This window comes from Streptomyces sp. RerS4 (assembly GCF_023515955.1).
Lineage (GTDB): Bacteria > Actinomycetota > Actinomycetes > Streptomycetales > Streptomycetaceae > Streptomyces.
Genome location: NZ_CP097322.1, coordinates 4,208,583 through 4,234,595 on the forward strand (window position 1 = coordinate 4,208,583; position 26,013 = coordinate 4,234,595).

Below are 26,013 nucleotides of genomic sequence, written 5' to 3' on the forward strand. Positions count from 1 at the left end.
AGTGGAGAATCTGATGGGGCTGCTGATCGCCGCGCCCCTGCTTGGAGCGGCGGTGCTGCTGTGCGGCGGCCGGCGCCTCGACAAGGTCGGGCACTGGCTCGGCACCCTGCTCGCCGCCACTTCCTTCGGGATCGGCGTCGTCCTCTTCTTCGACCTGCTCGGACGCGGGGCCGACGACCGCACCCTGCACCAGCGGCTGTTCAGCTGGGTGCCGGTGGAGGGCTTCCAGGCGGACATCGCCTTCCAGCTCGACCAGCTGTCGATGACCTTCGTCCTGCTGATCTCCGGCGTGGGCACGCTCATCCACGTGTACTCGATCGGGTACATGGAGCACGACGAGCGCCGGCGCCGCTTCTTCGGCTACCTCAACCTGTTCGTCGCGGCGATGCTCCTGCTCGTCCTCGCCGACAACTACCTGCTGCTGTACTTCGGCTGGGAGGGTGTGGGCCTCGCCTCGTACCTCCTGATCGGCTTCTGGCAGCACAAGCCGAGCGCGGCCACCGCCGCGAAGAAGGCCTTCCTGGTCAACCGCGTGGGCGACATGGGCCTGTCCATCGCGATCATGGTGATGTTCACGACGTTCGGCACCTTCGCCTTCGGCCCGGTGCTGTCGTCCGTCGGCGAGACGAGCGAGGGCACGCTCACGGCGATCGGCCTGATGCTGCTGCTCGCCGCGTGCGGCAAGTCGGCGCAGGTCCCGCTCCAGTCCTGGCTCGGTGACGCGATGGAGGGCCCGACCCCGGTCTCGGCCCTCATCCACGCCGCGACGATGGTGACGGCGGGCGTGTACCTGATCGTCCGCTCGGGCGCGATCTTCAACGCGGCGCCCGACGCCCAACTGGTCGTCACCATCGTGGGCGCGGTCACGCTCCTCTTCGGTGCGATCGTCGGTTGCGCGAAGGACGACATCAAGAAGGCCCTCGCCGGCTCCACGATGTCGCAGATCGGCTACATGATCCTCGCCGCCGGCCTCGGCCCGATCGGCTACGTCTTCGCGATCATGCACCTGGTCACGCACGGCTTCTTCAAGGCCGGGCTCTTCCTCGGCGCCGGTTCGGTCATGCACGGCATGAACGACGAGGTCGACATGCGCAAGTACGGGGGCCTGCGGAAGTACATGCCGGTCACCTTCGTCACCTTCGGCCTCGGCTACCTCGCGATCATCGGCTTCCCCGGCCTGTCCGGCTTCTTCTCCAAGGACATGATCATCGAGGCGGCGTTCGCCAAGGGCGGCACCCAGGGCTGGATCCTCGGCGGCGTCGCCCTGCTGGGCGCCGGCATCACCGCCTTCTACATGACCCGCGTCATGCTCCTGACCTTCTTCGGCGAGAAGCGCTGGCAGCCGGCCCCGGACCCGGACAAGACGCCCGGCGTGGAGCCCGGCGCCGAGGCGCACCCCGGCGACATGCCGCACCCGCACGAGTCCCCGAAGTCCATGACCATCCCGATGATCATCCTGGCGTTCGGGTCGGTGTTCGCCGGTGGCTTCTTCGGGATCGGCGAGCGCTTCCTGAAGTGGCTGGAGCCCGTCACCGGCTACGAGCACGGCCACCCGCCCGTCAGCGCCATGGCGGTGACCGCGTCCACCGTGGTCGTCCTGCTCGTCGGCGTCGCCGTCGCCTGGTCGATGTACGGGCGCAGGCCCGTCCCGGTCGTCGCCCCGCGCGGCTCGCTCCTCACCCGGGCGGCCCGCCGGGACCTCCTCCAGGACGACTTCAACCACGTCGTCCTCGTACGCGGCGGCGAGCACCTGACGCGCTCGCTCGTCTACGTCGACCACAGCCTGGTCGACGGTGTCGTCAACGGCACGGCCGCGTCCGTCGGCGGACTGTCGGGCCGGCTGCGCAGGCTGCAAAACGGCTACGCCCGCAGCTACGCGGTCTCGATGTTCGGGGGCACGGCGATCCTCATCGCCGCGACCCTGCTGATGAGGGCGGTGTGAGATGAGTTTCCCGCTTCTGACGGTGACGGCGGCCGTGCCCGCGGTCGGCGCGATCCTCACGGCGGCCGTCCCGGCCTCCCGCCGGACCGCCGCCAAGTGGCTCGCGCTGCTGTTCTCGCTGGCCACGCTGGCCCTGGCCGTGCTCGTCGCGGTCCGCTTCGAACCCGGTGGCGACCGCTACCAGCTCACCGAATCCCGCCCGTGGATCGCCGACTTCGGCGTCCGCTACGAACTGGGCGTCGACGGCATCGGGGTGGCGCTGATCGCGCTCACCGCCCTGCTGGTCCCGTTCGTCATCGCCGCCGGCTGGCACGACGCCGACCCCCTGGAGACGTCCTCGTCCCGCTGGCGGCCGACGCAGGGCTTCTTCGCCCTGATCCTGCTGGTCGAGGCGATGGTGATCATCTCCTTCGAGGCCACCGACGTCTTCCTCTTCTACATCTTCTTCGAAGCCATGCTCATCCCGATGTACTTCCTCATCGGCGGCTTCGGGGACCGGGCGCACGCGGGCTCGGACGAGAACGCCGCCGCGCAGCGCTCGTACGCGGCCGTCAAGTTCCTCCTCTACAACCTGGTCGGCGGCCTGATCATGCTGGCCGCCGTCATCGGCCTGTACGTCGTCGCCGGGAACTTCTCGCTCCAGGAGATCGCCGCCGCCCGCGCCGCGGGCACGCTCGACATGGCGACCAACACCGAGCGACTGCTCTTCCTCGGCTTCTTCTTCGCCTTCGCGGTGAAGGCCCCGCTGTGGCCGCTGCACACCTGGCTGCCCAACGCCATGGGCGAGGCCACCGCGCCCGTCGCCGTACTGATCACCGCGGTCGTCGACAAGGTCGGCACCTTCGCGATGCTCCGCTTCTGCCTCGGACTGTTCCCCGAGGCGAGCAAGTGGGCCACGCCGGTGATCCTCGTCCTCGCGCTGATCAGCATCGTCTACGGGGCGCTCGTCGCCGTCGGACAGCGTGACATCAAGCGGCTGATCGCCTACGCGTCCATCTCGCACTTCGGCTTCATCATCATGGGCATCTTCGCCATGACCTCCCAGGGCCAGTCCGGCGCGACGCTGTACATGGTCAACCACGGGATCTCCACGGCGGCGCTGATGCTCGTCGCCGGCTTCCTGATCTCCCGGCGCGGCTCCCGCCTCATCGCCGACTACGGCGGCGTGCAGAAGGTGGCACCGGTCCTCGCCGGCACCTTCCTCATCGGCGGCCTCGCCACCCTGTCCCTGCCCGGCCTCGCCCCGTTCGTCAGCGAGTTCCTCGTCCTGGTGGGCACCTTCGCCCGCTACCCGGTCGTCGGGATCATCGCCACCATCGGCATCGTGCTGGCCGCGCTCTACACGCTCGTCCTCTACCAGCGCACCATGACCGGCCCCGTCAAGGAGGAGGTCCGCACCATGCCGGACCTGCGCCTGCGGGAGGTCCTGGTGGTCGCCCCGCTGATCGCGCTGCTGATCGGCCTCGGCGTCTACCCGAAGCCGCTCACCGAGATCGTCAACCCGGCGGTGAAGCACACCATGTCGGACGTGAAACAGACCGACTCGAAGCCCGAGGTGGCGGTCGAGGCACAGAAGGGGGAGGCGGCCAAGTGAGTACAGCCACTGCTGCGGCCCACAGCCTGCTGACGCTGGCGGCCGAAGGGCCGGTCGACCGGATCCGGCCCCCGCACATCGAGTACGCGCAACTCGCGCCCACGCTGATCGTGGTGGGCGCGGCCATCCTCGGAGTCCTCGTCGAGGCCTTCGTCCCGCGCAAGTCCCGCTACTACACCCAGGTGTTCCTGTCCGTCGCCGCGCTGGCATGCGCCTTCGCGGCGGTCGTCGCCCTCGCGGCCGGCGGGTACGCGGGCACCAAGGCGCACATCGCCGCCATGGGCGCCATCGCCGTCGACGGCCCGGCGCTGTTCCTCCAGGGCACGATCCTGCTCGCCTCGATCGTGGCGGTGTTCACCTTCGCCGAGCGGCACCTCGACCCGGCCGCCCACGGCAACCGCGTCGACTCCTTCGCCGCGCAGGCGGCGTCCGTACCGGGCAGCGACAGCGAGAAGGCCGCCGTCAAGGCCGGCTTCACCACCACCGAGGTCTTCCCGCTGGCCCTGTTCGCGGTCGCCGGCATGCTGATCTTCCCGGCGGCCAACGACCTGCTGACGCTCTTCATCGCGCTGGAGGTCTTCTCCCTCCCGCTGTACCTGCTCTGCGCCGTCGCCCGCCGCCGGCGGCTGATGTCGCAGGAGGCCGCGGTGAAGTACTTCCTGCTCGGCGCCTTCTCCTCCGCGTTCCTCCTCTTCGGCATCGCCCTGCTGTACGGCTACGCGGGCTCGGTCTCGTACGCGAGGATCGCCGACGTGGTGGACGGCACCGTCACCCAGCTCGACCCGGCCCTCGCGGCCACCATGGGCAACGACGTGCTGCTGCTGATCGGCGGCGCGCTGATCCTGATGGGCCTGCTCTTCAAGGTCGGCGCCGTCCCCTTCCACATGTGGACCCCGGACGTCTACCAGGGCGCCCCGACCCCCATCACCGGCTTCATGGCGGCGGCGACGAAGGTGGCCGCGTTCGGCGCCCTGCTGCGGCTGCTGTACGTGGTGCTGCCGGGCCTGCGGTGGGACTGGCGGCCGGTCATGTGGGGCGTCGCGATCGTCACGATGCTCGCGGGCGCGGTGATCGCCGTGACGCAGACCGACGTGAAGCGGCTCCTGGCGTACTCCTCGATCGCGCACGCCGGCTTCATCCTGGCCGGTGTGATCGCCACCTCGGCGGAGGGCGTCCAGTCGGTGCTGTTCTACCTGGCGGCGTACTCCTTCGTGACGATCGGCGCGTTCGCCGTGGTCACGCTGGTGCGCGACGCGGGCGGCGAGGCGACGCACCTGTCCAAGTGGGCGGGGCTGGGCCGTCGTTCGCCGCTGACGGCGGCCGTCTTCGCGGTGTTCCTGCTGGCCTTCGCCGGCATTCCGCTGACCTCCGGCTTCGCGGGCAAGTTCGCCGTGTTCAAGGCGGCGGCGGAGGGGGGCGCGGGGGCGCTGGTCGTGGTCGGTGTGGTCTCGTCCGCGATCGCCGCGTTCTTCTACATCCGGGTGATCGTCCTGATGTTCTTCAGTGAGCCGAAGGCCGACGGCCCGACGGTGGCCGTCCCTTCGCCGCTGACGATGACGACGATCGCGGTGGGCGTGGCGGTGACCCTGGTCCTGGGCCTGGCCCCGCAGTACTTCCTGGACCTGGCCGGCCAGGCGAGCACGTTCGTGCGCTGACCGTCTCCTGACGGTGCAGGGCCCGGCCCCTTCGGGGGCCGGGCCCTGTGGCGTGTACGGGGCTACTCGGGCTGTCGCCGCTTCGACGTGATCTCGCTGAGGTCCAGGTCGATGGGGAAGGGGACGGAGACCTTCAGGCGGTCGTGGAAGATGCCGGTGGCGACGTAGACGCCAGTGGCCGGCTCCCGCTCGAAGACGTAGACGACCGCGCGGCCGTCCTTGTTCTCGACCCGCCAGAAGTGCGGGATCTCGGCTCGCGCGTACTTCAGGGGCTTGGTCTCGCGGTCGCGGGCGACAGAGTCGGGTGAGACCACCTCGATGGCCAGGACCACGGCTTCGGCGGGGAAGCGGGTCTGGTTCAGATCGTCGACGGCATCTGTGCGCACGACCACCACATCCGGCTCAGGCCGGTTCGACTTGTCGATGTCGATGGTGAATTCGCGGAAGATCTCGAAGTCGGCGGGGGCCGCCGACAGAAGTTGCCACTTGAACAGGTCAATGGCCCGCTCGTGGAAGATGCTCTGCGGACTCACGAAAACCAAGCTCCCGTCGATCAGCTCCGTATGCGGAGGCAGATTCGGAAGCGTGTCCAGGTCGTCCGCCGTCCAGCCGCCCGCAGGCGGGATGGGCCAGCGGGGTCCCGACTCCGGCTCAGGCTGCGGCGCGGCGGGTTCGACGCTCATCAGTGCTCCCATGGGGCAGAGTCTCGCGAACCGGTCCAGCCTATCGCCGGGGATTCCCGCAGAGGTCGTTCTCATGAGTGGGTCATATGCCCGGAGCACTTGAGGGCCGGGTTCCAGTTGTGGAAGCGGCCCGCCGGGTTCTTCTCGTACGCCCACATGTGCAGGTCGTAGTGCTTGGGCATGCCGGGCCAGTGGCCGGGCATCGGGCCGTCGAAGGGGAGGCCGAACATCGTGGGGCGGTCGTCGGTGGTCTTCAGGTCCTGGTCGCCGTCGGTGGCCATCCACTCCACGGTCTGGAGCTTGCGCCGGCCGTTGCGGTCCTTCTCCGTGCTGTAGAGGAGGGCGGTCGGCTTGCTGGGGTCCCGCGAACCCCAGTACTCCTGTTTGACGTAGTGGTAGCCCATGGCGCCCACCCCGAACGGGTTGGTCATGCACTGCTGGCCGTGCGGGACGTAGCCGTCCTTGATGGCCTCCCGTTCGTCCACGTACTTGGCCGTCGCGCTGATCGCCAGCGCCATGTCCCGCATCGCCTGGACGTTGCGCGGGTCGGGCGCGGGACCGTCCACCGAGTGGGCCGCCGGCACGGCGGCCAGGGCGAGCGAGACGGCTGCCGCGCAGGTGAGGACGGTCTTCAGGCTGCGTACGGGCATCGGTACTCCTGTGGGGTGAGGTCGTTTCGTTCACTTTTCACGGCGCTCCCGGCGCCCCGCACGCGGCGGGCCTCCGAACGGGGCGCCGCGTCCGCTCAAGGAGTGGCGGCGGGCTTGGGGACGACCGGACGGGGCCTGGTGGTGCCGGGGAGGCAGACGACCGACGGGTTGAAGGGCTCGAACCGTCCGGCGGGGTTGTCCTTCCACAGCCACAGGTGCAGCGAGTAGTGGACCTTCTGGCCCTTGTAGCGGGCGGGCAGCGGGCCGCGGAAGGGCTCCCCGAAGAGGGAGGGACGGTCGTCGTCGGTGTCCTCGCGGCCGTCGCGGTCGACGACCATCCATTCGAGGCCGACGAGGCGCCAGTGGCCCGCGCCGTCACCCTCGTAGAGCAGGGCGGTGGGCTTCGCGGGGTCGACGGAGCCGTCGTAGGCGTGGTTGAAGTGCGGGTAACCCAGCGCGCCGGTGCCGCCCGACGGGTTCACGACGCAGTACTTGTCGGGGACGTACCCGGCGGCGACGGCGGCGGCGTGCCGGTGGTACTTGGCGGTCGCCTTGTAGGCCAGGGCCAGTTGGGCGGCGGGGATGAGGCGGGGCGCGGGCGCGGGGGCGGGGGCGTGGGCGTGGGCGGCGGGGGCGGACGGGGCCGCCGCGAGGGTCGCGGCGGCCGCGAGGGCCAGGGGGACGAGCTTGGCGTGACGAGGAACCATGCGAGCAGCGTCACCGCGCCGGCCCCGCCCCGCACGGCCGGGGGAGCGTACGGGTGGTCAGGCCCCCCGTGCGGCGTAGGCGCGGTCGTCCGCGTCGGTGTCGGAGACGGCCGCGGCCGGCGCTGCCCGCGCCTGCGGGGTGTGGCGATGGGCGAGCAGCGACAGCACGGCGGCCTTGCGGAGCGGCGTGCGGCGGCGACCGGGGCGGTGTGCGGGGAGGTGCGTTCGGCTGGCATGGCAGGGAACGTACCGGCGGGGCGCCGCAGGGTGTGTTGCGGCGGTATTGCGCCACCGCCCGCCGTGGCCGCGCGGCTGCGACCTGCGGCTCCGGCGGGGCGGTGGGAAGATCCGCCACCCCGCCGGAGCCGGGCGTCCTACGATGCGGACGCGGGCGATCCCACGATGCGGCCGGTGACCTCGCCGAGGCCGACGCGGGTGCCGTCGGCGCCGGGCGCCCAGGCGGTGAGGGTGACGGTGTCGCCGTCCTCCAGGAAGGTGCGCTTGCCGTCGGCCAGCTCGATGGCGTCGCGTCCGTTCCAGGTCAGCTCCAGCAGCGAGCCGCGCTGGTCGACGTCCGGGCCGCTGACGGTGCCGGAGCCGAAGACGTCGCCGGTGCGCAGGGAGGCGCCGTTGACGGTCATGTGCGCGAGCTGCTGCGCGGCCGTCCAGTACATGGAGGCGAACGGCGGCCGGGCCACCTCCTGCCCGTTGATGGAGACGGTGATGCGCAGGTCGAAGCCGCCGGGGCGGTCGCCCTCGGCGTCGTCGAGGTAGGGCAGGAGGGGGAAGTCGCGGGCCGGCGGGGCGACGCGGGCGGCGTCAAGGGCCTCCAGGGGGGTCACCCAGGCGGAGACGGAGGTGGCGAAGGACTTGCCGAGGAAGGGGCCCAGCGGCACGTACTCCCAGGCCTGGATGTCGCGGGCCGACCAGTCGTTGAGGAGGAAGAGCCCGAAGACGTGGTCCTCGAAGTCGCCGAGGGCCACGGGGCTGCCCAGCTCGGACGGCGTGCCGACGACGAAGCCGACCTCGGCCTCGATGTCGAGCTTGACGGACGGGCCGAAGACGGGCGCCGGGTCGGTGGGGGCCTTGCGCTGCCCGGAGGGGCGCACGACGTCGGTGCCGGAGACGACGATCGTGCCGGAGCGGCCGTGGTAACCGATGGGCAGGTGCTTCCAGTTGGGCGTCAGCGCGTCCCCGTCGGGGCGGAAGATCTTCCCGACGTTGGTGGCGTGGTGCTCGCTCGCGTAGAAGTCGACGTAGTCCGCGACCTCGTACGGCAGGTGCAGCGTGATCGCGTCCAGCGGCAGCAGGTGCGGCTCGACGGTCGCGCGGTGGCCGGGGTCGGTGACCCAGGCGGTCAGGGCGCGGCGTACGTCGTGCCAGGCGGTGCGGCCGGCGGCGAGCAGCGGGTTCAGCGAGCCCTGGGCGAGGAGACCGGCGTACGGGGAGCCGAGCGCGACGGCGACCGCCCCCGCGTCGAGCACGTACCCGCCGAGCCGCACGCCGACGCGCCGGCGCGTCGGGTCCTCGGGGGTGGTGAACACCCCGTAGGGGAGGTTGTGCGGCCCGAACGGGTCGCCCTCGGGGACATCGAGGGGGCTCTGCTGGGGCATGGGTTGCTGCCTCGCTTTCGACGCGGTCCGGGGGTGTCCCGGGGGCTGGTTGACACGTTACGTGGCTGGTGGGGTCTGTGGGAGGCCGGATTAGGGCGCTATTTGTAGGACTTGTCCGAGGGGGTCCGTATCCTTGGCGCCGTGACTTCCGCCCTCCCGTATGACTTGATCGCCACCGACCTGGACGGAACGCTGCTGCGCGCCGGGGACGCCGTCTCCGCCCGTTCGCGCCGGGCGCTCGCGACGGCGCGCGCGGCCGGCGCGCACCACGTCGTCGTCACCGGCCGCCCCGTCCCGCAGGTCCGTCATGTCCTCGACAGCCTCGGTTATGCGGGGCTCGCGGTGTGCGGGCAGGGCGCGCAGGTGTACGACGCGGCGCGCGGGCTGCTGCTGCACTCCGATTCCATGGACCGGGGGCTCGCGGAAGTGGCCCTCGGCAAGATCGAGGCGGAGATCGGTGAGGTCTACGCCGCCGTCAACCAGGAGGGCCTGGACGGGGAGATGCTGATAGGGCCCGGCTACCGGATGTGGCACCCGCACCTGCCGACGGTGCGGGTGCTCCGGCGGGACGACCTGTGGTCGGCGCCGATCAACAAGGTGCTGCTCCAGCACCCGAGGCTCGACGACGACGAGCTGACGCGGGTCGCGCGGGGGGTCGTCGGGAACCTGGTGAACGTCACGATGGCGGGGGAGCACACCGTCGAACTCCAGCCACCCGGCGTGGACAAGGCCGCCGGCCTCACGCGGGCGGCGGCGGCCCTGGGGGTGGGCGCGGAGTCGACCATCGCCTTCGGTGACATGCCGAACGACATCCCGATGTTCGCCTGGGCGGCCTGGGGCGTGGCCATGGCCGCCGCCCACCCCGAACTCCTCGCCGTGGCCGACGAGATCACCGTCTCGAACGAGGCGGACGGGGTGGCGGCGGTCATCGAACGCCTCTACGCGTAGGGGCCCAGGGGGTGTCCGGCCCTGATCCGGCGGACACCCCCTGGTTCTATTGGGGCCGCTCCCCGGCCTCGTCCACCACACCGCGCCCGACGAAGGCCACGGAGGTCACCGGCTCGCCGGCCCTCGCCCAGTGGCTGTCCTTGAGGGCCACGGTGCGCTCGCCGAGCAGCCGCAGGGTGGCCGCGTCGAAGATCCACTCGGTGCGTTCGCCCCGGTCGACGCGGGCGACCGCGACGCCGCTCCGTCCGGCGGCGTCCGTCGCCTCGGGGACGAAGACGACCCCGGGGATGCGGGCGGCGGCCCGGTAGAGGGCGGCGCTCACGCCGGGCGGGGCGTTCACGGTCCGCAGCAGGTCGCCGATGGCCACGAAGGCGTGCTGATCGGTGCTGAGGGTGGAGCCCGAGTCGGGGCCGTGGTTGACGCGTACGTCTGCGTAGATGAGCTTCAGGAGCTTGTCGGGGTCGGTGGGCAGGGCTTCGAGGAAGCGGTAGGTGGGCCCGTTGATGCTCGGCTCGGCGTTGCCCTTGCTGCTCGTGGGCTCCCTGGACGTTCCGTCGGCGGTGCGGACGAGCGTGCCGACCGACCCGTTCACGGAGACCCAGCGCTCGGCGGACTCGTCGGTCCGGAACGCCTCCATGCCCCCGTCCTTCGTCTCGGACAGGGTGGTGGAGTGGCCGACGGTCTTCGTGTAGAGGAACTGGTCGTCGCGAACGGTCGCGGCGGGCTGCTCCTGCGCCGTGAGCGCCACGCGGTCCAGCAGCTGAACCGCCGCCGGCTCGGGCGGCCGTACGCCGGACCCGCCGCCCCCGGTGCCGAGGCTGACGGCCAGCGCCACGGCGCAGGTCGCGACCCCGGCGGCGAGGACGAGGCCGAAGGGCCGCCGGCCGGCCCTGCGCGCGCCCACTACCGCCTCGCTCAACAGGTGCTCCCGAAGGCGCCGTTCCCCGGCGAAGGGCAGGTCCGCGTCGGCGACGCCGGGCAGGCGCCGGAGGGTCTCGTGGGCGTCGTTCAATGGGTTCCTTCCCGGGCCGTGAGCTTGTGCAGGCGGGCGCGGGCCCGCGAGAGACGCGAACGTACGGTGCCCACGGCGACCCCGCACGCCTGGGCGACTTCCTCGTGGCTGAGGCCCGACCACACGGACAGCAGCAGCACCTCGCGGTCGGCCCGGCGCAGCCGATTCAGCGCCGCGAGAGCGGCGGTGGCCCGATCGGAGTCGGCGATACGGGACACGACGGCGTCCGCGAGGTCCGGAACGGCGTCGGGAGGTGGCAGGCGGGCCATGGCGGCACGGTGGCGGCGGGCCGTCCGGCGGGTGTTGCGGATGACGTTCGTCGCGACCCCGAACAGCCATGCCCGCTGGTTGGCGACCTGGTCGAGCGAGTCGCGCAGCCGCCAGGCTTCGAGGAAGGTGAGGGAGACGATGTCCTCGGCCCCGGCCCGGTCGGCGGTCATGCGGACGGCATGCGCGTACACGGCTCGGGCGTGTGCGTCGTACATGTCCGCGAACAGTTGGTGGTCCACGGTGGGTAGTGTCCGCGGGCGGGGGCGCGTTGCGCGTGACGCGCGTCACGCCTCTGCGGTCTCCCAGGTGTGCCGGCCGGGGTGGGCCAGGTGCCCGTCGCAGCCGTCGCCTGTGGGGGCCGCAGCCGGGCAGTCGGGCAGCACGAGGACGGCGCCCGCGTTGTCCCCCCACCGAGCCCATCATGGAGCAGGTCCATGTGAGGCGCGTCGGCGTGCCGCTCCGGCAGGCAATGCAGCTCCGGGCTGTCCCCCGGCACACCCCGGAGCGCGCCCCGGTGGAGCCGCGCGAGCGCGTCGAGGTGCGCCCCGGACAGCACGCCGCGCGCGCCGCAGCTCACCCGCCCCGCCCCCGAACCACCAACTCCCGCATCCGCTCGGCCGCCGCCACGACCTCAACGTCGAACGCCGCCTCCTCTTCCGCCCGCCGGACGACGGCCGCGTCCAACTGAGCGCGAAACGCGGCGCGGTACGTGGAATCGGCCTCGATCCGCCGCAGCTCCCCAAGCGGATCCGTCACAACAACCCCTCCGCACTGCTGCGCGCGTCAAGGGACCGGTCGGAGCCGGGCGGCCGGGGGCCGTCACGGCGCCGGTGGGGTGGCCGGCTTGGTGTGGAGGATGTCGCGGGCCTGTTCGGCGGCGCGGGTGATGCTTTCGGAGACGAAGTCGACGAAGCGGGCGATGTTCTCCAGGCGGGTCGCGGCCGGGGTGCCGGGGCCGAGGACGCCGACGCCCTCGCGCGCCGTCTCGCTGAGCTGGGCGGTGGCGCGGGCGCTGGCCATCATCGACTGGTACCAGACGTCGTCGTCCACGACGTACCGCTCGCGGCGGCGGTCGTCGCGTTCCCGGCGGACGAGGCCCTGGTTCTCCAGGAACGCGATCGCCTTCGAGATGGACGCCGGGCTGACCTGGAGGCGTTGGACGAGTTCGGACGCGGTGAGGCTGCCCGCGTCCGTGAGGTAGAGGCAGGTCATCACGCGGGCCATCATCCTGGGCGTGCCCGCGTGGATGAGGACATCCGTGAACGACTCCTCGTACGCGCGCATCGCCTCGGCGTCGCGGCCGTGGGCCTGCGGGGGCGCCTCCGACCCCCGGGGCGCGGCCGGCCTGCGCTGGGCGCGGCGTTCGGTGGCGCGGTGGGCGACGTCGGCGCGGTAGGTGGCGGGGCCGCCGTTGCGCATCACCTCGCGCGTGATCGTCGAGGTGGGGCGTTCGAGGCGCCGGGCGATCTCGGCGTAGGCGAGGCCGTCGGCCAGCCCCAGAGCGATCTGGCGGCGTTCGGGCTGGGTGAGCCGGCCTCCGGGCATGCGCGGTCTCCTTCGTGGTGGGTGGCGTCTCCACTATAGCGTTCAGTGTCAGCTCATTGCAACGTGACGGGTGTGGGATGTTGCGTTTGAGGGCAGGGCGGTGCAACGAAATTGGGGCGGTGAGGTGCGGAGATGGGGATTCTGCGCAACGTGCATGTTGCCGAGATGGTGAATGCAACGTAGCTTTTCGTTCATCGGAAAGCGGCGGGCCGACAGGGCGCGCGCCGCGAGATGAAGGAGCACACCGTGCAGAAGTTCGCCACCACCGCCCCGATCGCCGCCGTCCTCGACATCCCCGCCGGCCGGATCCGTCTCATCGCCGCCGACCGGGCCGACGCCACCGTCGAGGTCCTGCCCGCCGACGCCTCCAAGAACCGCGACGTCAAGGCGGCCCAGGAGGTCACCGTCGACTACACCGACGGCGTCCTGCGCGTCGAGGCCGCCGAGGCCAAGAGCCGCGTCCTGGGCCACCCCGGATCCGTCGAGGTCACCGTCCAGCTCCCCGCCGGGTCCGACGTCCGGGCCAAGGCCGCCGACGCCGAACTGCGCGGCGTCGGACGCCTCGGCGACGTCACCTTCGAGGCCGCCCGAGCCGCCGTCAAGCTCGACGAGACCGCGGGCGCCCACCTCACCCTCCAGGCCGGCGACATCACCCTCGGCCGCCTCGGCGGCCCCGCCGAGATCCGCACGCAGAAGGGCGACCTCCGCGTCGACGAGGCCGTACGCGGCGCCGTCGTCCTGCGCACCGAATCCGGCGACATCACCATCGGCGCCGCCCGCGGCGTCTCCGCCACCCTCGACGCCGGCACCTCCTACGGCCGCATCCACAACGCACTCCGGAACGCCGAAGGCGCCGACGCCGGCCTCACCCTCCACGCCACCACCGCCTACGGCGACATCACCGCCCGCAGCAACTGACGACACGACCCGACCCGTACCCGTACCCACCCCAAAGGAGCGACCGTCATGACCGACATCCACACCGCCGACCTGACCACCACCGGGCCGGACCGCCCGGAACTGCACCAGGCCGTCCAGGCGTTCGTCGACGCCGGCTTCGCCGGGATCCAGCTGCGCGTGCACGACGAGCGGGGCGAGTGGGTCGGCAGCGCCGGGGTGCGCGAGCTGGGCGGGAGCGACAGGCCGTCGACGGACGGACGGTTCTGGGCGGGCAGCGTCGTCAAGACCTTCACCGCGACCGCCGTGCTGCAACTGGTGGCCGAGGAACGGCTGGCACTCGACGCCCCGGTGGCCGACCACCTGCCCGAACTGGCCGGGCTGGACCCCCGCGTCACGGTGCGGATGCTGCTCCAACACACCAGCGGGCTGTTCAACTACACCGGCGAGTACTTCGAAGACGGAACGATCGTGCCCGGCATCCCCGCCACCGGCAAGGAGTGGGTCGACAACCGGCTGCGCACCTACGAGCCGCAGGAACTCATACGGCTCGCGCTGTCCAAGCCGGCGCGGTTCGAGCCGGGGACGGGCTTCGGCTACTCCAACACCAACTACACGCTGGCCGCGCTGCTGATCGAGGCGGTCGCCGGCCGCTCGTACGGCGAGGAGATGCGGCGGCGCGTCCTGGAGCCGCTCGGGCTACGGGACACCGTGCTCGCCGGCGCCGTCACGGACCTCCCCGAGCCGCACGCCCACGGCTACTACCGCTACCAGGACGGCGAAGAGTGGAAGGTGGTCGACGTCTCCCGCCAGAACCTCACCATGCTCCTCGGCGCCGGCGGCCTCATCTCCACCACCCGCGACCTCCACACATTCTTCGCCGCGCTGAACTCCGGCACGCTCCTGCCGCCCGCGCTCCTCGCCGAGATGCGCAAGCCGTACGGGGAGCTCGGCTACGGCCTCGGCCTGTTCGTCCAGGACCTCGGCCCGGACGCCGGCACCGTCTACCACCACAACGGCGGCGCCCCCGGCGGCTACGGAGCCCTCATGTACAGCACCCCCGACGGCAGCAGGACCCTCACCGCCGGCATGACCACCGGTGACGCCGACATCAACCCGGCGGAAGTCTTCCCCCAGGCCTTGGCCAGGCTCGTCGAGGACGTCTTCGGGGCCTCAGCCCGCCGCGCGCGGTAGGCGGCGCTCCCAAGTGCGGTGGAAGAGGACTTCCTCGCCCTCGCGGCAGACGACCTCGTTGGAGGTGAGGAAGCCGCCCTCGTCGCAGGTGATCTCCGAGCGGGTTTCCACGCGGGCGTCCCAGGCGTCCTCCGGGCGGTGCAGGCGGATGCGCCACTCGGAACGGGTCCGGGCGGACAGGGCGTCGCCGTCGCGGATCTCGTAGACCTCCGTCGCGTCCTCCGCGTACTCCAGCCCGTCCGGGTACGCGCGCGTGCCGCCGTATCGGGGGTCGACCTCCAGGCGCCAGGTCCCGCGCGCCACGTCCCGTACGACGAGCCGCTCCGGACGCGGCTCGTCCAGGGTCTCCGGGAAGACCACACCCAGCGGCTCCGCCTGTTCGGGCGCCTCGAAGACGATGCCGGACGGGGCGGCGGAGCCCGACCGCACCGGCAGCTCCAGCGTGCTGCCCGTCGGGTCCAGGGTCCAGCCGGCCTCCGAGCCCGCGCGGGGCCAGATCCACGGCCAGTACGCCGAGGACAGCGCCAGCCGGATCCGGTGTCCGGGCGGGAAGGCGTGCCCGATGCCGGTCAGCTCGAAGGTGACGTCCTCGTACGCGCCCACCGGCCACGGCAGCGCCCGGTCCCGCCCCCGCCGGGCCGACAGGTTCAGCGCGCCCCGCGTGACCAGCGTCGAGGCCCCGTCGGGGGCGACGTCGCACAGCCGGGCCACGACCTGCCCGTACGGGACGTCCAGCCGCAGCCGCAGCGTCACCGCCGGCCGGCCCAGGATCTCCACCGGCTCCCCGGCCGGCACCGGGAACTCGAAGCACGCCGACTTCGCGTCCTCCTCGCGCTGGTCCGGAGGCAGGTCGGCCTCGTTGCCGAAGGGGCAGAACCGCCCCGCGTCCAGCCCGGTGTGCTGCGGCGAGGCGACGAGCACCGGCGCGCCCTGGAGCCCGTACGAGACGGGGACCACCGACGGCGACGGCCAGGCCCGCTCCCCGACCCAGCGGCCCTCCATGCGCTCGTACACGGTGGCGGGACGGTGCGACTCGCTGATCCAGGCGCGCAGCAGCGGCTCGTCCATGACGCCGTTGTCGTCGCCGCGCAGCCAGTGGTCCCACCAGCGCAGCGTCTCCTGGAGGAAGCCGATCGCCGGGCCCGGCGGCAGTTCCCGGTCGGGGTACTGGTGCGCCCACGGTCCGATCAGCCCGCGCACCCGGCCGGCGGGCAGGGCGGACACCAGCCGCAACACGGTGTCGCGGTACGGGTCGTGCCAGCCGCCCACCGCGAGGACCGCCGCGCGGATCGCCCCGTAGTCCTCGCAGACGCTGCCGTGGCGCCAGTAGTCGTCCCGGGTCTGGTGCGAGAGCCAGGTGTGGATCAGCGGCTCCATGCCCTCCAGCCGCTCCAGCCACATCGCACGCCAGCCGTCGCCGGCGTAGCGGGGGTCCGGCGGGCGGGAGGTGAAGGCCAGCAGGGTCGCGGCCCACGCGTGCGTGTCCACGGCGAGGACCGAGCCGCCCATGGAGTGCACGTCGTTGTCGTAGCGGTCGTCGCTGGAGCAGACCGTGACGACGGCCTTCAGCGCGGGCGGGGCGAGGGCGGCGATCTGGAGGCTGTTGAAGCCGCCCCAGGAGATGCCGAACATCCCCACCGCGCCCGTGCACCACGGCTGCCCCGCCAGCCACTCCACCACCGCGACCCCGTCGGCCAGTTCCCGCGCGTCGTACTCGTCGCCCGGCCGGCCCCCGCTGTTGCCGTGGCCGCGTACGTCGACCCGTACGGAGGCGTAGCCGTGCCCGGCGTACCAGGGGTGGCGCTGGGCGTCGCGCGGGGCGGTCCAGTCGGTCAGCCGGTAGGGGAGGTACTCCAGGAGAGCCGGAACGGGCTCGTCCGTGACGGGGCGCCAGATCCGGGCGTACAGCTCGACGCCGTCCGGCATGGGAATCCGGACGTCCTCGTGGGTGGTCGCGTACGGGAACGCGGTACGGATGATCATCGGAGTGGGGTCACGGTTCTGGACAAAACGTATTCTCCGGTTGTTTCGGCTTCCTCAGAACATACCGGTGCGCATCGGGCGATGCGCGCGTGGCGGGCGGGCAGGCGCTCTGCGTGATCGAAAACAGACCCGATACGCTGGCTTGAGTGATGGCAGCGACACATCGACAATCCATGTGATCGTCAGCGTGATCGTCAGCAGACAGGAGTACCCCTCGTGACCGTCGTCGGGCCGTTCGGACTGAGCGTGCGGGACCAGGCTCTTGAGACCGATGTCCAGGCCGGACTGGCCGCCGTCGAGGCGGGTCTGCTGGAGGCCACCAAGAGCGAAGTCCCCTTCATCACCGAGGCCGCGCAGCACCTCGTGCGGGCCGGCGGCAAGCGGTTCCGCCCGCTGCTGGTGATGCTCGCCTCCCGCTTCGGCGACCCCTACGCGCCGGGCATCGTGCCGTCGGCCGTCGTGGTGGAGCTGACCCACCTGGCCACGCTGTACCACGACGACGTCATGGACGAGGCGGACGTACGCCGCGGGGTGGACAGCGCGAACGCCCGCTGGGGCAACTCCGTCGCCGTCCTGACGGGTGACTTCCTCTTCGCCCGCGCCTCGCACATCCTCGCCGACCTCGGGCCGGAGGCCGTACGCATCCAGGCCGAGGCCTTCGAGCGGCTGGTGACCGGCCAGATCCTGGAGACCGCCGGCCCGCGCGACGGCCGCGACCCCGTCGCCCACTACCTCGACGTCATCGCCGGCAAGACCGGCTCGCTGATCGCGGTGTCCGGCCGCTTCGGCGCGCTGATGTCCGGCGCCGACGAGGCCGTCGTCGACATCCTCACCCAGTACGGGGAGCGCCTCGGCACCGCCTTCCAGCTCGCCGACGACGTCCTCGACATCGCGTCCGACTCGCACGAGTCCGGCAAGACCCCCGGCACCGACCTGCGCGAGGGCATCCCGACGCTGCCCGTGCTGCGGCTGCGGGAGATGGCCGAGCGCGACGGCCGCGAGGAGGACCTGGAGCTCGTACGCCTCCTGGACGGCGACCTGAGCGACGACGCCCTGCACGCCGACGTGCTCGCCCGACTGCGGGTGCACCCGGCGCTGGAACAGGCCCGCCGCGACACCGTCCGCTACGCCGAGGACGCGCGCGCCATGCTCGCCCCGCTGCCGGACTGCTTCGCGAAGTCCGCGCTGGAGGAGCTGTGCGACGCGGTGGTCCACCGCGCAGGCTAGAGACCAGTGGACAGGGCCCTTCCGTCCCGCGACCCCTACGGGTCGCCGGGGGAGGGGCCTTTCCGTGTCATCCCACGGTCGTACACGGAGTTGATTCCGGGGACTGACGCCCCGAGCCGTCCGATTTGGTCAGATGGAGCCATCGAACCCCACCGGATCGGGTGAGCGCGGCGACACGGGGGTCGCCGCCGCCGTACACACAGAGGGCAGGGCACTGACATGGCAGCGAACACGAAGACCTCGCGCAAGGCCGCACGGTACGCCGTACCGGTCGCGGTGGCGGGCGTCGCCGCGGCGACCGTGGCGATGGTCCCGGCCTTCGCCAACGCCGGGAACCCGGACCTGCCCAAGGTGACGGCGCAGCAGCTCATCGAGAAGGTCGCGGCGTCCGAGACCGAGCAGCTCTCCGGCACCGCCAAGATCAGCACGGACCTCGGCCTGCCCAAGCTCGCCACCGGCCTGCTCGGCGGCGGCGGGGTGGCCGGCGGCTCGGCCGACCCGCAGGACAAGATCGCGCAGCTGGCGAACGGCACGCACACCTTCCGCGTCGCGGCCGACGGCCCGGACCGCCAGAAGCTGACCTTCCTCGACGGCAAGGACGAGTACACCCTCGTCCACAACGGCGCCGACGTGTGGGGCTACGACTCGAAGTCCAACGAGGCCTTCCACGAGAAGGAGCCCCAGGGCGCCGACAAGGGCCGCGAGCACAAGACGGGCGACCGCGTCGGCTCCCCGCAGCAGTTGGCCCAGGACATCATCAAGCAGGCCGGTCCCACCACCGACATCAGCGTGGGCGACACCGCGCAGGTCGCCGGGCGGAACGCCTACCAGCTGGTCCTGAAGCCGAAGCAGAGCGGCTCCACCGTCGGCTCGGTCCAGATCGCCGTCGACGCAGAGAACGGCGTGCCGCTGCGGGTCCAGCTGCTGTCCAGCCAGGGTGGAAAGCCGATCGTGGACGCGGGCTTCACCCAGGTGAGCTTCGCCAAGCCGGCCGCCGACACCTTCACCTTCACCCCGCCCAAGGGCGCCAAGGTGACCGAGGGCTCCGACGCGAAGGGCAAGGGCCAGGGCCACGACAAGGAGTTCAAGGCGCTGGAGTCCTTCCCGGGCTTCGACGCGCTGACGGGTGGCGCGGGCGACAAGGGCGAGGTCACGCCGCTGGGCGAGGGCTGGGCCACCGTCGCGCGCATCGACACGGGCGCCGGCAAGAACCTGAAGGAGCTGGAGAACGACAAGGACGCCCCCAAGGAGGCCAAGCAGTTCCTGAACTCCCTGGGCGAGAAGGTCACCGGGAAGTTCGGCGAGGGCCGGATCCTGTCCACCCGCCTGGTCAACGCGCTGATCACCGACGACGGCAAGGTCTACGTCGGCGCGGTCACCAAGGACCAGCTGGTGAAGACGGCGGACGCCGCGAAGTAACCGCAGCGCGCCCACCGCGTCCAAGGGTGGCCCGGGACCTGTGCCCTGGGCCACCCTTGGCCCGTTTCCCCCCTGCGTACAGCGCGGCCGCTGTACCGTGAGGGCCATGTCGAGACACGTCACCATCCGCCTGGACGAAGAGTTCCACGAACGCCTCAAGGCGCGCGCGGCGGCGCTGGGCACGACGGTCACCGCGCTGATCACCGAGGTCACCGAACGCGAGCTGGACGAGGACCGCAGGTCCTTCCTGTCCGGCATCGAGGAGTTCGCCGACCACTGGGGCTACTTCCAGGAGCGGTTCGGCAATTGAAGATCACCATGGAATGGGCCTGGACCGCCCTGGCCCACCACCTGCCGTCGGATCCCGCCGTCTGGGACCCCTCCGGGGTGGCCGCCGCCGTCGCCCGCCACCAGAACGACCTGGTGCTGGTGCCCGAGCAGCCCGCCCCCGACACCGCCTGGCGGGCGGCCGCCTTCCTGCACACGCTCGCCGTCTGCCCGGCGCTCGAATCCCCGATGAACGAGTTCTACGCGGCCGCCGCGACCCGCTCGTACCTGCGGGTGGCCGGCGCGAAGCAGCTGCCCTCGCCCGAGGAACTGGGCGATCTGGTCGAGGCCGCGAAGCGGGGCCGCGCGGACGTCGCGGCGGTCGCCGAGGAGCTGCGCGCCCGCATCCAGGAACCCCTGCCCGCCTCGCTGCGCTCCGCCGCGGAGGACGCGTAGAACTCGGTCGGGTCGAACCGGATCAGAAAGTGATCTTCCAGCTGTTGATGTAGCCGACGTCCTGCGCCGCCACGTCCTTGACCTGGAGCTTCCAGACGCCGTTGGCCACCTCGCTCGACGCGTTCACCGTGTAGCTGGTGATCAGGTTGTCGGCCGCGTCCGAGCTGGAGTTCTTCAGCCGGTACGCCGTCCCGTCCGGGGCGATCAGGTCGATCTGGAGGTCACCGCGGTAGGTGTGGACGATGTTCACGTCGACCTTGGTGGTGGCGGGGGCGTTGCCCGCGACGCCGGAGACCGTGATCGGCGAGGTCACCGCGGCGGCGGGGGAGTCCGGGATGTTCACGTCCGTGGTGTTCTCGAAGGACGGGCCCGGCGGGACCGGGGTGGCCGCCCCGAGGTTCCAGATCGCGTACGCGATGGCGTCGGCGTTGCGGTCCAGGGCGGTGTCGTTGATGTTCGCCGTGGTGTCGCACGAGGAGTGGTAGCAGCGGTCGAAGGCCTGACCGGCGGTGCCGCCCCACTTCTGCGCCTGGGCGGACGTCTTGGTGTTGCTCGCGCCGGTGAAGAGGCCGCCGACGGGGATGCCCACGTTCTTGAAGGACGCGTGGTCGGAGCGGCCGTCGCCCTCGGTCTCGATCTCGGTCGGGACGCCGAGGCCCGCGTAGTAGTTCTTGAAGGTCTGCTCGATGGTCGGGTCGTCGTCGTAGACGAAGTAGCCCGGGTTCGGCGAGCCGATCATGTCGAAGTTCAGGTAGCCGGAGATCTTCGCCTTCTCGGCGGCCGGCAGGCTGTTGACGTAGAACTTCGAGCCGACCAGGCCCAGCTCCTCGGCGCCCCACCAGCCGAAGCGCAGGTGCTTCGTCGGCTGGAGGTTGGCGCGGGAGACCGCGAGCGCGGCCTCCAGGACGGCCGCCGAGCCGGAGCCGTTGTCGTTGATGCCGGCGCCCGAGCTCACCGAGTCCAGGTGCGAGCCGGACATCAGCACCGAGTTGGGGTCACCCCCCGGCCAGTCGGCGATCAAGTTGTAGCCGGTGGCGCCGCTGGTGGTGAAGGTCTGGAGCGTGGTGGTGAAGCCGGCGGCGTCCAGCTTGGCCTTCACGTAGTCGATCGAGGCCTTGTAGCCGGCCCGACCGTGGGCGCGGTTGCCGCCGTTGGCGGAGGCGATGGAGGACAGCTGGGTCAGGTGCGCCTTGACGTTGGCCAGCGGGATGTCCGGCGGCGTTGGCGCGGCGGTGACCGACGTCGGCGCGGCGAGCGCGGCGGGGGAGGTGGCGGCGAGCAACCCCGCGACCGCGACTGCGGTCACGGCGGCGAGACGCCGGGAGACGGACAGGCTCATGTGGGGGCTCCGGGATTCCGTGGTGTGGGGATGCGACGGAACGTGCGGGGATAGAGCGGGTGAGCGGTAGAGCGTCAGTGCGAGCCTGATGTTCAGTGAGAGTGTGACTATCCGTCAAGACCACAATCCGGGCAGGGTAGTTCGAAAAACGGACGGAAAACGGACGATCCCCGGTACGAGTGGTTCGTACCGGGGATCGAGGGGGAAAAGGGGCGCCGCTACGCCGGCTCGCGCGCCGGGGAAGTGGGAGTCGAGGCGGGAGCCGAGCCGGGAACGGAAGCGCCGGCGGCGGCGCGGCGACGCCGGCGGCCGCGGCGGCGGCCTCCGCGAGGCGCAGCCGCGAGCGCCGGGCCGTCCGCAGCGCGTCCCAGGTCAGGAGCACCAGCGCGACCCAGACCAGCGAGAAGCCCGCCCACCGCTCCGGCGGCATCGCCTCGTGGAAGTACAGCACCCCGAGCGCGAACTGGAACACCGGCGCCATGTACTGGAGCAGCCCCAGCGTGGACAGCGGGACGCGGATCGCGGCGGCCCCGAAGAACACCAGCGGGATCGCCGTGACCAGACCGGTGGCGGCCAGCAGGGCGGAGTGCCCGAGGCCCTGCGAGGTGAAGGTGGACTGGCCCTGGACGCCCAGCCACAGCAGGTAGCCGAGGGCGGGCGGGAAGAGCAGCGCCGTCTCGGCGGTCAGCGACTCCAGCCCGCCCATGTCCAGCTTCTTCTTGATCAGGCCGTACGCGGCGAAGGAGAAGGCCAGCACCAGCGAGATCCACGGCGGTCGCCCGTACCCGATGGCGAGGACGACCACGGCGGACGCGCCGATCCCGACGGCCGCCCACTGGGCCTTGCGCAGCCGCTCGCCGAGCAGCAGGACGCCGATCGCGATGGTGACGAGCGGGTTGATGAAGTAGCCGAGGCTGGCCTCCACCACGTGTCCGTTGTTGACCGACCAGATGTAGAGGCCCCAGTTCACGCTGATCACGGACGCGGCGAGCGCCGTCAGCCCGAGCTTGCGCGGCTGCCGCACCAGCTCGACGATCCAGCTCCAGCGGCGCAGCGCCAGCAGCGCGATCCCGACCACGGCGAGGGACCACACCATGCGGTGGGCCAGGATCTCGATCGCGCCGGAGGGTATGAGCAGCGGCCAGAAGAGGGGTACGAGCCCCCACAGCCCGTACGCGCCGAATCCGTAGAGCAAACCCGTGCGGTGCTCGTTGTCTGCCTTCACGGGCCCTCCAGCGCGACTTCCAGCCAATTTCACAACCTCACGACCGTAGCGCCGCCCGCCCGCGATGTCATGCCCGTTTGAGGGAGATACTCATGACACCTGGTGGACCGGATGGTGAAGCCCTTCTACGACGTCAAGCCCGGACCCCCTGGAAGGGGATCCGGGCTTGGTCCGGTCGGCGACGGGTCACTCAGCCGACGACGGTCCAGGTGTCGTTGCCGTGCAGCAGGGCGCCAAGGTCGCCCTTGCCGCTCCGCTCCACCGCCGTGTCGAGCTGCTCCGCCATGAGCGTGTCGTAGACCGGCCGCTCCACGTCGCGGAAGACGCCGATCGGGGTCTGGAACAGCGTGTCCGGGTCCGCCAGCCGGGACAGGGCGAACGCCGTGGTGGGGCTCGTGGCGGCGGCGTCGTGGACCAGGATGCGGTGCTCGTTTTCGGCGGTGACGGTGACGACTTCCAGGTCGCCGGTGGCCGGGTCGCGGACGACGCCCCTGGCTCCGTCGGTGCCGAAGCGGATCGGCCGGCCGTGTTCGAGGCGGATGACGGCTTCCTGTGCCTGGTCCTTGTCTTTGAGGATCTCGAAGGCGCCGTCGTTGAAGATGTTGCAGTTCTGGTAGATCTCGACGAGGGCCGTGCCTTGGTGGTCGGCTGCGGCTCGGAGCACCTCGGTGAGGTGTTTGCGGTCGGAGTCGACGGTGCGGGCGACGAAGGAGGCCTCGGCGCCGAGGGCGAGGGAGACGGGGTTGAAGGGGGCGTCGAGGGAGCCCATCGGGGTGGATTTGGTGATCTTGCCGAGTTCGGAGGTGGGGGAGTACTGGCCTTTGGTGAGGCCGTAGATCCGGTTGTTGAAGAGGAGGATCTTGAGGTTGACGTTGCGGCGCAGGGCGTGGATGAGGTGGTTGCCGCCGATGGAGAGGGCGTCGCCGTCGCCGGTGACGACCCAGACGGAGAGGTCGCGGCGGGAGGTGGCGAGGCCGGTGGCGATGGCGGGGGCGCGGCCGTGGATGGAGTGCATCCCGTAGGTGTTCATGTAGTACGGGAAGCGGGAGGAGCAGCCGATGCCGGAGACGAAGACGATGTTCTCCTTGGCCAGTCCGAGTTCGGGCATGAAGCCCTGGACGGCGGCCAGTACCGCGTAGTCACCGCAGCCGGGACACCAGCGGACCTCCTGGTCCGACTTGAAGTCCTTCATCGACTGCTTGGCCTCGGCCTTCGGGACGAGGGAGAGCAGGGGGCGAGCGTCCGTCACCTCAGTCATTGATGGCCTCCTTGAGAACCGTCGCGAGCTGCTCCGCCTTGAAGGGCATTCCGTTGACCTGGTGGTACGACTGGGCGTCGACCAGGTATTTCGCCCGGATCAGGGTCGCGAGCTGTCCGAGGTTCATCTCGGGCACCACTACCTTGTCGTAACGCTTCAGGGCCTCCCCGAGATTCCTCGGGAACGGGTTCAGGTGGCGCAGGTGGGCCTGGGCGATCGGCAGCCCCGACCCGCGCAGCCGGCGGACGGCGGCGGTGATGGGGCCGTAGGTGGAGCCCCAGCCGATGACGAGCGTGCGGGCCCCGTCCGGGTCGTCGACCTCCAGGTCGGGCACGGTGATGCCGTCGATCTTGGCCTGGCGGGTGCGGACCATGAGGTCGTGGTTGGCGGGGTCGTAGGAGATGTTGCCGGTGCCGTCCTGCTTCTCGATGCCGCCGATGCGGTGTTCGAGGCCGGGGGTGCCGGGGATCGCCCAAGGGCGGGCGAGGGTCTCGGGGTCGCGCTTGTAGGGCCAGAACACCTCGGTGCCGTCGGCCAGGGTGTGGTTCGGGTCCGTGGTGAACTGCACCGCGAGGTTCGGCAGGTCGTCCACGTCCGGGATCCGCCACGGCTCGGAACCGTTGGCGAGGTAGCCGTCGGAGAGCAGGAAGACGGGCGTGCGGTAGGTCAGGGCGATACGGGCCGCGTCGAGGACGGCGTCGAAGCAGTCCGCGGGGGTGCGGGGAGCCACGATCGGGACGGGTGCCTCGCCGTTGCGGCCGTACATGGCCTGGAGGAGGTCGGCCTGCTCGGTCTTGGTGGGCAGACCGGTGGACGGACCACCGCGCTGGATGTCCACGATCAGCAGCGGCAGCTCCAGGGACACCGCCAGGCCGATCGTCTCGGACTTCAGGGCCACGCCCGGCCCGGAGGTGGTGGTGACGCCGAGCGCGCCGCCGAAGGCGGCCCCGAGGGCCGCGCCGATGCCGGCGATCTCGTCCTCGGCCTGGAAGGTGCGTACGCCGAAGTTCTTGTGCTTCGACAGTTCGTGCAGGATGTCCGAGGCCGGGGTGATCGGGTACGAGCCCAGGTACAGCGGCAGATCCGCCTGCCGGGCCGCCGCGATCAGGCCGTAGGACAGGGCCAGGTTCCCGGAGATGTTGCGGTAGGTACCGGTGGGGAAGGCGTGGGTGGCCGGGGCGACCTCGTAGGAGACGGCGAAGTCCTCGGTCGTCTCGCCGAAGTTCCAGCCGGCGCGGAAGGCGACGATGTTCGCCTCGGCGATGTCGGGCTTCTTCGCGAACTTCTGCCGCAGGAAGCTCTCCGTGCCCTCCGTCGGACGGTGGTACATCCAGCTCAGCAGGCCCAGCGCGAACATGTTCTTGCTGCGCTCGGCCTCCTTGCGGGTGAGCCCGAAATCCTTCAGCGCTTCGACCGTCAGAGTGGTCAGCGGGACCGGATGCAGGTTGTAGGCGTCCAGCGAACCGTCTTCCAGGGGAGAGGTCTCGTACCCGACCTTCGCCATCGGCCGCTTGGTGAATTCGTCCGTGTTGACGATGATCTCCGCGCCGCGCGGGACGTCGGCGATGTTGGCCTTCAGGGCCGCCGGGTTCATCGCGACCAGCACGTTCGGCGCGTCGCCGGGGGTGAGGATGTCGTGGTCGGCGAAGTGCAGCTGGAACGAGGACACGCCCGGCAGGGTCCCGGCGGGGGCGCGGATCTCGGCGGGGAAGTTCGGCAGCGTCGAAAGGTCGTTGCCGAAGGACGCCGTCTCCGAGGTGAAACGGTCACCCGTCAGCTGCATGCCGTCACCCGAGTCACCCGCGAAACGGATGATCACACGGTCCACGCGGCGGACTTCCTTGCCGGCACCGTCGGGTGCGGGCGCGGTGCGCTGCTCGCCGATGGACCCTCCGGCCCCATCGGCGTGCTCGGCCGGAGTACTGACCTGGCTGGTCACTGAACTGGACCTCCTTCGAGGCGCGGGCGTTCGTTCCCAAGGCCAACCCTACGTCCGCGAGGAGATTCGTCCCTGGGGTCGCCCGCATTCTGGACCGCCTGTTTGAAAGTCCGAAAAGGCGGTCTGTCCGACAGACGTGGTGCTCTTCACGCTCTACGCGCTGTACACGCGATCTACACGGAAAGGCATT

General features: G+C 71.1%; 22 protein-coding genes and 1 pseudogene. 10 read left to right on the forward strand and 13 right to left on the reverse strand.

The window, feature by feature from the left end; all coding sequences use genetic code 11:
• Window position 1 precedes the first annotated feature (1 nt).
• Genes nuoL through nuoN form a run of 3 tightly spaced genes read left to right on the forward strand, consistent with a single transcriptional unit; the run spans window position 2 to window position 5,191 of the window.
• Entirely contained in the window at window positions 2-1,942 is a 1,941-nt protein-coding gene (gene nuoL / locus M4D82_RS19565) for an NADH-quinone oxidoreductase subunit L (RefSeq protein ID WP_249767279.1), read from the forward strand.
• Window position 1,943: 1 nt separating this feature from the next.
• Complete coding sequence (locus tag M4D82_RS19570; RefSeq protein ID WP_249767280.1) at window positions 1,944-3,536, forward strand: NADH-quinone oxidoreductase subunit M; 1,593 nt, start codon at window positions 1,944-1,946, stop codon at window positions 3,534-3,536.
• A complete protein-coding gene (gene nuoN, locus M4D82_RS19575) occupies window positions 3,533-5,191 on the forward strand; it encodes an NADH-quinone oxidoreductase subunit NuoN (RefSeq protein ID WP_249767281.1) in 1,659 nt (552 codons plus the stop codon). The genes M4D82_RS19570 and nuoN overlap by 4 nt, the downstream gene beginning before the upstream one ends.
• Window positions 5,192-5,253: 62 nt before the next feature.
• Here nuoN and M4D82_RS19580 read toward each other — a convergent pair whose 3' ends face one another.
• The 4 genes from M4D82_RS19580 to fahA form a co-directional block, all read right to left on the reverse strand.
• Window positions 5,254-5,874 carry a Uma2 family endonuclease gene (locus M4D82_RS19580; RefSeq protein ID WP_249767282.1) on the reverse strand — a complete coding sequence of 207 codons (621 nt, stop codon included), beginning with the start codon at window positions 5,872-5,874 and terminating at the stop codon, window positions 5,254-5,256.
• 71 nt (window positions 5,875-5,945) lie between these two features.
• A complete protein-coding gene (locus M4D82_RS19585; RefSeq protein ID WP_249767283.1) occupies window positions 5,946-6,524 on the reverse strand; it encodes a hypothetical protein in 579 nt (192 codons plus the stop codon).
• A 95-nt stretch (window positions 6,525-6,619) separates the two neighbouring features.
• A complete protein-coding gene (locus tag M4D82_RS19590) occupies window positions 6,620-7,231 on the reverse strand; it encodes a hypothetical protein (RefSeq protein ID WP_249767284.1) in 612 nt (203 codons plus the stop codon).
• A 374-nt stretch (window positions 7,232-7,605) separates the two neighbouring features.
• Entirely contained in the window at window positions 7,606-8,844 is a 1,239-nt protein-coding gene (fahA, locus tag M4D82_RS19595; RefSeq protein ID WP_249767285.1) for a fumarylacetoacetase, read from the reverse strand.
• A gap of 141 nt (window positions 8,845-8,985) precedes the next feature.
• Between fahA and M4D82_RS19600 the strand changes: the two genes are divergently transcribed.
• Window positions 8,986-9,792: an HAD-IIB family hydrolase gene (locus tag M4D82_RS19600; protein ID WP_249767286.1), complete on the forward strand. Its 807-nt coding sequence runs from the start codon at window positions 8,986-8,988 to the stop codon at window positions 9,790-9,792.
• 46 nt (window positions 9,793-9,838) lie between these two features.
• On the opposite strand, the gene M4D82_RS19605 is transcribed toward M4D82_RS19600, so the two are convergent.
• The 4 genes from M4D82_RS19605 to M4D82_RS34630 all read right to left on the reverse strand — a co-directional run bounded on the left by M4D82_RS19605 (window position 9,839) and on the right by M4D82_RS34630 (window position 12,619).
• Complete coding sequence (locus M4D82_RS19605; protein ID WP_249767287.1) at window positions 9,839-10,804, reverse strand: CU044_5270 family protein; 966 nt, start codon at window positions 10,802-10,804, stop codon at window positions 9,839-9,841.
• Window positions 10,801-11,313, reverse strand: a complete 513-nt coding sequence (locus M4D82_RS19610; protein WP_349637079.1) for an RNA polymerase sigma factor — start codon at window positions 11,311-11,313, stop codon at window positions 10,801-10,803. The genes M4D82_RS19605 and M4D82_RS19610 overlap by 4 nt, the downstream gene beginning before the upstream one ends.
• Window positions 11,314-11,647: 334 nt before the next feature.
• Window positions 11,648-11,830 (reverse strand): hypothetical protein, encoded by a 183-nt coding sequence (locus M4D82_RS19615; protein ID WP_249767288.1) that lies wholly within the window; start codon window positions 11,828-11,830, stop codon window positions 11,648-11,650.
• 63 nt (window positions 11,831-11,893) lie between these two features.
• On the reverse strand, window positions 11,894-12,619 hold the full coding sequence (locus tag M4D82_RS34630; RefSeq protein WP_502988960.1) for a GbsR/MarR family transcriptional regulator: 726 nt from the start codon (window positions 12,617-12,619) through the stop codon (window positions 11,894-11,896).
• Between the two features lie 246 nt (window positions 12,620-12,865).
• Between M4D82_RS34630 and M4D82_RS19630 the strand changes: the two genes are divergently transcribed.
• Both M4D82_RS19630 and M4D82_RS19635 read left to right on the forward strand, forming a co-directional pair.
• Window positions 12,866-13,537 carry a DUF4097 family beta strand repeat-containing protein gene (locus M4D82_RS19630; RefSeq protein WP_249767289.1) on the forward strand — a complete coding sequence of 224 codons (672 nt, stop codon included), beginning with the start codon at window positions 12,866-12,868 and terminating at the stop codon, window positions 13,535-13,537.
• Between the two features lie 48 nt (window positions 13,538-13,585).
• Entirely contained in the window at window positions 13,586-14,710 is a 1,125-nt protein-coding gene (locus tag M4D82_RS19635) for a serine hydrolase domain-containing protein (RefSeq protein WP_249767290.1), read from the forward strand.
• On the opposite strand, the gene M4D82_RS19640 is transcribed toward M4D82_RS19635, so the two are convergent.
• Window positions 14,690-16,693, reverse strand: a complete 2,004-nt coding sequence (locus tag M4D82_RS19640) for a CocE/NonD family hydrolase (RefSeq protein ID WP_249767291.1) — start codon at window positions 16,691-16,693, stop codon at window positions 14,690-14,692. The genes M4D82_RS19635 and M4D82_RS19640 overlap by 21 nt on opposite strands.
• Window positions 16,694-16,909: 216 nt before the next feature.
• On the opposite strand from M4D82_RS19640, the gene M4D82_RS19645 reads away from it, so the two are divergent.
• The 4 genes from M4D82_RS19645 (at window position 16,910) to M4D82_RS19660 (ending at window position 20,062) form a co-directional block, all read left to right on the forward strand.
• Window positions 16,910-17,920 carry a polyprenyl synthetase family protein gene (locus M4D82_RS19645; protein ID WP_249767292.1) on the forward strand — a complete coding sequence of 337 codons (1,011 nt, stop codon included), beginning with the start codon at window positions 16,910-16,912 and terminating at the stop codon, window positions 17,918-17,920.
• Between the two features lie 219 nt (window positions 17,921-18,139).
• Window positions 18,140-19,339, forward strand: coding sequence for a LolA family protein (locus M4D82_RS19650; protein ID WP_249767293.1), 1,200 nt, complete (start codon window positions 18,140-18,142; stop codon window positions 19,337-19,339).
• Between the two features lie 106 nt (window positions 19,340-19,445).
• Window positions 19,446-19,649, forward strand: coding sequence for a hypothetical protein (locus M4D82_RS19655; RefSeq protein WP_249767294.1), 204 nt, complete (start codon window positions 19,446-19,448; stop codon window positions 19,647-19,649).
• Window positions 19,646-20,062 (forward strand): hypothetical protein, encoded by a 417-nt coding sequence (locus tag M4D82_RS19660; protein WP_249767295.1) that lies wholly within the window; start codon window positions 19,646-19,648, stop codon window positions 20,060-20,062. The genes M4D82_RS19655 and M4D82_RS19660 overlap by 4 nt, the downstream gene beginning before the upstream one ends.
• Before the next feature lie 22 nt (window positions 20,063-20,084).
• On the opposite strand, the gene M4D82_RS19665 is transcribed toward M4D82_RS19660, so the two are convergent.
• From M4D82_RS19665 to M4D82_RS19680, 4 genes and pseudogenes are all read right to left on the reverse strand, one after another.
• A complete protein-coding gene (locus M4D82_RS19665; RefSeq protein ID WP_249767296.1) occupies window positions 20,085-21,401 on the reverse strand; it encodes a M28 family metallopeptidase in 1,317 nt (438 codons plus the stop codon).
• A gap of 289 nt (window positions 21,402-21,690) precedes the next feature.
• Window positions 21,691-22,626 (reverse strand): annotated as a pseudogene (gene rarD, locus M4D82_RS19670) (EamA family transporter RarD); the annotation flags it as partial.
• A gap of 190 nt (window positions 22,627-22,816) precedes the next feature.
• Window positions 22,817-23,884 (reverse strand): 2-oxoacid:ferredoxin oxidoreductase subunit beta, encoded by a 1,068-nt coding sequence (locus M4D82_RS19675; RefSeq protein WP_502988961.1) that lies wholly within the window; start codon window positions 23,882-23,884, stop codon window positions 22,817-22,819.
• The gene (locus M4D82_RS19680) at window positions 23,877-25,823 is read right to left on the reverse strand and encodes a 2-oxoacid:acceptor oxidoreductase subunit alpha (RefSeq protein WP_249767297.1); all 1,947 of its coding nucleotides are present in this window, start codon (window positions 25,821-25,823) and stop codon (window positions 23,877-23,879) included. Before M4D82_RS19680 ends, M4D82_RS19675 begins: the two co-directional genes overlap by 8 nt.
• Window positions 25,824-26,013: the final 190 nt, after the last annotated feature.

Bases quoted from the DNA above. Each gene is read 5' to 3' on its own strand.
- M4D82_RS19635 (WP_249767290.1), top strand. From the start codon at position 13,586: ATGACCGACATCCACACCGCCGACCTGACCACCACCGGGCCGGACCGC.
- M4D82_RS19580 (WP_249767282.1), bottom strand. From the start codon at position 5,874: ATGAGCGTCGAACCCGCCGCGCCGCAGCCTGAGCCGGAGTCGGGACCC.
- M4D82_RS19570 (WP_249767280.1), top strand. From the start codon at position 1,944: ATGAGTTTCCCGCTTCTGACGGTGACGGCGGCCGTGCCCGCGGTCGGC.
- M4D82_RS19585 (WP_249767283.1), bottom strand. From the start codon at position 6,524: ATGCCCGTACGCAGCCTGAAGACCGTCCTCACCTGCGCGGCAGCCGTC.
- M4D82_RS34630 (WP_502988960.1), bottom strand. From the start codon at position 12,619: ATGCCCGGAGGCCGGCTCACCCAGCCCGAACGCCGCCAGATCGCTCTG.
- M4D82_RS19640 (WP_249767291.1), bottom strand. From the start codon at position 16,693: ATGATCATCCGTACCGCGTTCCCGTACGCGACCACCCACGAGGACGTC.
- fahA (WP_249767285.1), bottom strand. From the start codon at position 8,844: ATGCCCCAGCAGAGCCCCCTCGATGTCCCCGAGGGCGACCCGTTCGGG.
- M4D82_RS19650 (WP_249767293.1), top strand. From the start codon at position 18,140: ATGGCAGCGAACACGAAGACCTCGCGCAAGGCCGCACGGTACGCCGTA.
- M4D82_RS19665 (WP_249767296.1), bottom strand. From the start codon at position 21,401: ATGAGCCTGTCCGTCTCCCGGCGTCTCGCCGCCGTGACCGCAGTCGCG.
- M4D82_RS19590 (WP_249767284.1), bottom strand. From the start codon at position 7,231: ATGGTTCCTCGTCACGCCAAGCTCGTCCCCCTGGCCCTCGCGGCCGCC.
- M4D82_RS19675 (WP_502988961.1), bottom strand. From the start codon at position 23,884: ATGACTGAGGTGACGGACGCTCGCCCCCTGCTCTCCCTCGTCCCGAAG.
- M4D82_RS19655 (WP_249767294.1), top strand. From the start codon at position 19,446: ATGTCGAGACACGTCACCATCCGCCTGGACGAAGAGTTCCACGAACGC.